Raw genomic sequence first — 4,441 nt, 5'->3', positions numbered from 1 at the left:
CCGCCATCGGCCAGAGCCGGGCGGCGGGCGCGATGGTGAAGCGGAACGGGTCCGTCGGGGTCTGGTCGGTGGTCAGGCGCACGGTGATGTCGAAATGCGTGACCCGTTCGGGAAAGCTGACATGCGCGATGCGGTTGCCGAACCGGTCCGCCCCCCATGTGCGGATATGGGGCGTGGGGGCGATGTCGAGTGTGTGCGAAAGCACGTTGCCGCAGCCTGGCGCCGGGTGCAGCCGGATTGTCTGCGGGCCGAGATGAACGGGCCGGTCGTATCGGTACCGTGTATGATGGACCAGCATGGCATGCGCGTTCATGTACTCACTCTCGGCCTCGGAAAACGGTTTCGCATGCCAGCCATCGTGATCCGGCGATGGTGGGTCTGGACGCGGCTACGGATACCCTACCCACGCTATCAGGATTGGCGAAGGCGGCAATATCGTATTTTTCGGGCATCCGCGCGCGAAAGGTAAATGAATGCATATTCGTTCTTGGCAAGAAGCGATTTTCTTGCTCCGCTGCGGAAAGTGAAATGAACGACAGGTGGGTGGACATGATTCCTTCGCGCCTGACCCACCTCCAGTCAGCGGGGGCAGGGCATGAGTGATATGAAAATGGCGGCACAGGCGGCCGGGCTGTTCGCGACGTATGACATTCCGGATTTCTTCTGTGAACTGCTTAACCGTCGGGACGTGCCGCCCCCCGGCCTGCAACTGGTGCGTGACCGGCTGTCCCGCTTCGGCCTGGCGGAACTGCGCCGCCGCGCCGCCGCGGTGGAGGCCCAGTTCTACCGACTGGGCATTACCTTTACCGTCTATTCCGACCGCGAGGCCATTGATCGCGTCCTGCCGTTCGATGTGATCCCCCGCGTGCTGACGGCCGCTGAATGGGACCATGTGGACCGTGGCGTGCAGCAGCGCGTGCGGGCGATCAACCTGTTCCTGCATGACATCTACCACGACCGCCACATCCTGAACGACAACGTGGTGCCCGCCGGTCTGGTGCTGGGCAACGCCAATTACTGCCAGGCCATGGTCGGGCTGGACGTGCCCGGCGGCGTGTATGTCCATATCAACGGCACCGATCTCGTGCGCGACCGTGACGGGCGTTTTCTGGTGCTGGAGGATAATGCCCGCACCCCTTCGGGCGTGTCCTACGTGCTGGAGGATCGGCAGATGATGCTGCGCCTCATGCCCGATCTGGCTACGGGGCTTGATATTCGCCCGGTGGATGAATACGGCCCGCGCCTGCACCGCGCGCTGGTGGAGGTCGCGCCCGCCGGTGTCATGGATCCGCAGGTGGTCCTGCTCTCCCCCGGCATCTACAACGCCGCCTATTTCGAGCATGTGTTCCTGGCGCGCGAAATGGGCATTCCGCTGGTGGAAGGGCGTGACCTGCTGGTGGAGAACGGGCGTGTCTACATGCGTACGGTGGCCGGCCCCCGCCCGGTCCATTCCATCTACCGTCGCCTCAATGATGATTTCCTTGACCCGCAGGTGTTCAACCCGGACAGCCTGCTTGGCGTGCCCGGTCTGGTGGACGCCTACCGGCGCGGCAACGTGACGCTGGCCAACGCGATCGGAACCGGGGTGGCGGATGACAAGGCGGTCTATGCCTACATGCCGCGCATCATCCGTTACTATCTGGACGAGGAACCGATCCTGACCAACGTGGAAACCCATATCTGCGCCGAGCGCGAGGGGCTGGACTATACCCTGGCCAATCTGGAAAACCTTGTCGTCAAGCCGGTGGGGGAATCCGGCGGGTACGGCCTGCTGATCGGCCCCCATGCGACACGGGCGGAACTGGACGACTTCCGCGCCCGGCTGCGGGCCGATCCGGCCAATTACATAAGCCAGCCGGTCATCAGCCTGTCGGTTTCGCCCACCCTGTGCCCGGCGGGGGTGGAGGCGCGGCATGTCGACCTGCGGCCCTTCGCCGTGACGGGGCACGATACATGGGTGCTGCCCGGCGGCCTGTCGCGCGTGGCGCTGCGCAAGGGGTCGCTGGTGGTCAATTCCTCGCAGGGGGGCGGGTCAAAGGATACATGGGTGCTGGCATCATGACACAGGTTTCGGTCTTTCCCGCTTCGGTCCTGCCGGGGCTGCGCAATCTGCTTTCGCGTTACGCTGAAAACATGATGTGGCTGGCGCGCTACATGGAGCGCATCGAGAACATGGCCCGGCTAATCGAGGTGACGGGATCATCCGTGCGGGCGGGCAGCGTGGATGCGGGATGGGACAGCATCATTCACATCAACGCGGATGAGGCTTTTTTCTTCCGCCACCACAAGGCCGCGACCGAACAGGCGGTCGTGACCTTCTACATCACCGAGGAGGGAAATCCCGACTCCATCCTGTCCCTCGCCCGCTGCGCGCGTGAAAACGCCCGTGTGCTGCGTCCCCTGATCTCGACCGAGATGTGGATGCACCTGAACGTCTTTACCCGCTGGGTCATCGAACTGGGGCCGGGCGATGTCGGCGCGGGCTATCTCTCCCCGCTGTGCACGCGGCTCAAGCAGGACTGCCAGACCCATTTCGGCATTACGGAGGGCACGCTGTACCGCGATCAGGGCTGGCTGTTCTACAGTCTGGGCAAGAACCTGGAACGCGCGGACCAGATCACCCGGCTGATCGACATAAAATACCACACCCTCCTGCCCAGCGGCGCGGGCGTGGGGTCGGATATCGACATGAGCCAGTGGACATCGGTGCTGCGCTCTGCCGCCGCCTATCATGCCTTCCGTCGCGTGCTGCCCGATGGCATGACGCCCGCCAATATCGTGGGGTTCCTGCTCAAGAACAACGGCTTCCCCCGTTCCCTGTCCAACAGCCTGTGCAATGTCTACAGCGCGCTGGGGTCGCTGGCGGGAGAATACCGGCTGCGCCATTGCGGGCCGATTCTCGAACGGGTGGAGGAACTGCGGGTCACGCTGGCCGAGCAGACGGTGGAGGACATCATCCTGCGCGGGCTGCATGAATACATGGACTGGATCCAGCGTGAACTGCGCCAGATCCAGAACGAGATCGCCCAGGCCTTCTGGCCGCCCGTGGTCTCGGTTTCGGCCGCTGATGGCATGGCGCAGATGCAGAACTGAATCCGGGCGCCGCCTTTTTTCAAAAAGGCGGTGTTCCCTGAAGCTGTCTGAAAAAGCTTCAGCGGCAAATTTTCCGTAATTTACAGGATGTTTTTCAGGAGACTGGCTGGGGCGGGAGGGTTCGAACCTCCGCATGGCGGAATCAAAATCCGCTGCCTTACCACTTGGCTACGCCCCAATATGAAAGAACCGCGCAATCTGCCCGATACGCAGTTCTTCTAATGTCTAAATGGCTGTCCCGTAAAGGGGGAACAGCCAGGTTTCATCATTCCGGCAGGGGCTCGAGCGGCAGATCGACCATCGGGTCGGTTTCCATGCCATGGCCCATGGTCCCGGTGGCCTGCGTCTCGGCGGCGGGGGCCAGCCCGGTGAAGCGGGCCGCGCGGTCCAGCGCCTGATCGAGTGCGGCCATGGTAATGCCCATGTCCTGGCTGTCATCACGGTCCCATGTGCGCAGCGTTGCGGTCCATACACCCAGCAGCGCCTGCAGGCGCATCGCCCCGACCAGCCCGCTGGTGTTCATTCCGGCGGCGTCGGCCATCCACTTCATGCTTTCCAGCGTGGCGCCACCCAGCATCACGGCCAGCAGCGGGTCGGTGGGCAGGGCGCGCAGGACGCTGCGCACGCCATCACGGTACTGCTGGAACACGTCCAGACGGCGCATGAGCATGTCGAACAGCTTTTCGCGCACGCTGCCGTCGGAGTCGTCCTCGATCAGCGCCGCCTCATCCGCCAGACGCCCCAGCGTGAGCAGGATGGCGGCCTTGCACGGGAACCGCCTGCGTGCGGTTTCCAGGCTCAACCCGGCATCGCGTGCGGCGTCAACGACCGTTACACGTCGCCATCCGTGCAGGCTGGCGCGTTCCAGCGCGGAACGGAGAAGGGTGGCGTCAAACTGGTCGTTGTCCATGGAATATCTGATCTTCCGGGCTAGGGGTGTCGATGTGGGCCATAGGGCGGCCGCATGGTCATGAAACGGGTTGCGGGCCGGACAGTTCGCGTGAACGCTGTGCCGCGGCCTTCAGCGCGGTGGTGAGGCTGGCGGGCCACGCATCCGGGGCCATCAGCACGTCCAGCGCCTTCTGCGTGGTGCCGCCGGGGCTGGTCACGTTCTGGCGCAGGGTGGCCGAATCGATGCCGCTCCGTACCATGAGCGCACCCGCTCCGGCCACGGTCTGGCGTGCGATCTGGCGCGCAAGGGCGGGGGCAGCCCCCTTCCACGCCCACCTGTTCCATGATCTCGGCCAGCAGGAAGACATAGGCCGGACCGCTGCCGGATATGGCGGTCACCATATCCATCTGATCTTCATGGTCGATCCATGCCACGTCTCCCACCGCGCGCAGCAGC

The 4,441-nt window shown here is 64.0% G+C and carries 5 protein-coding genes, 1 tRNA gene and 1 pseudogene; 2 read left to right on the top strand and 5 right to left on the bottom strand.

The annotated features are described in order from the left end of the window. Both JCM25156_RS09845 and JCM25156_RS29930 read right to left on the bottom strand, forming a co-directional pair. Positions 1-313 (bottom strand): transglutaminase N-terminal domain-containing protein (locus tag JCM25156_RS09845; protein WP_025812943.1); only part of this gene is annotated, 313 nt, incomplete at its 3' end. 4 nt (positions 314-317) lie between these two features. Further along, entirely contained in the window at positions 318-551 is a 234-nt protein-coding gene (locus JCM25156_RS29930) for a hypothetical protein (protein ID WP_183482131.1), read from the bottom strand. A 44-nt stretch (positions 552-595) separates the two neighbouring features. Here JCM25156_RS29930 and JCM25156_RS09840 point away from each other — a divergent pair, with 44 nt between their 5' ends. Continuing rightward, the gene (locus JCM25156_RS09840) at positions 596-2,062 is read left to right on the top strand and encodes a circularly permuted type 2 ATP-grasp protein (protein ID WP_025812941.1); all 1,467 of its coding nucleotides are present in this window, start codon (positions 596-598) and stop codon (positions 2,060-2,062) included. After that, positions 2,044-3,093, top strand: coding sequence for an alpha-E domain-containing protein (locus tag JCM25156_RS09835; protein WP_025812940.1), 1,050 nt, complete (start codon positions 2,044-2,046; stop codon positions 3,091-3,093). Before JCM25156_RS09840 ends, JCM25156_RS09835 begins: the two co-directional genes overlap by 19 nt. Positions 3,094-3,196: 103 nt before the next feature. Here JCM25156_RS09835 and JCM25156_RS09830 read toward each other — a convergent pair. The 3 genes and pseudogenes from JCM25156_RS09830 to JCM25156_RS23235 form a co-directional block, all read right to left on the bottom strand. Further along, positions 3,197-3,271, bottom strand: a tRNA-Gln gene (locus tag JCM25156_RS09830). An 87-nt stretch (positions 3,272-3,358) separates the two neighbouring features. Then, positions 3,359-4,003, bottom strand: a complete 645-nt coding sequence (locus JCM25156_RS09825; protein WP_025812939.1) for a TetR family transcriptional regulator — start codon at positions 4,001-4,003, stop codon at positions 3,359-3,361. 58 nt (positions 4,004-4,061) lie between these two features. Then, a pseudogene (locus tag JCM25156_RS23235) lies at positions 4,062-4,441 on the bottom strand (pyrroline-5-carboxylate reductase family protein); the annotation flags it as partial.

The sequence above is a fragment of the Komagataeibacter kakiaceti JCM 25156 genome, assembly GCF_000613305.1.
The sequence above is the reverse complement of the archived record's forward strand: the minus strand, read 5'-3'. Positions and strand labels throughout refer to the sequence as shown.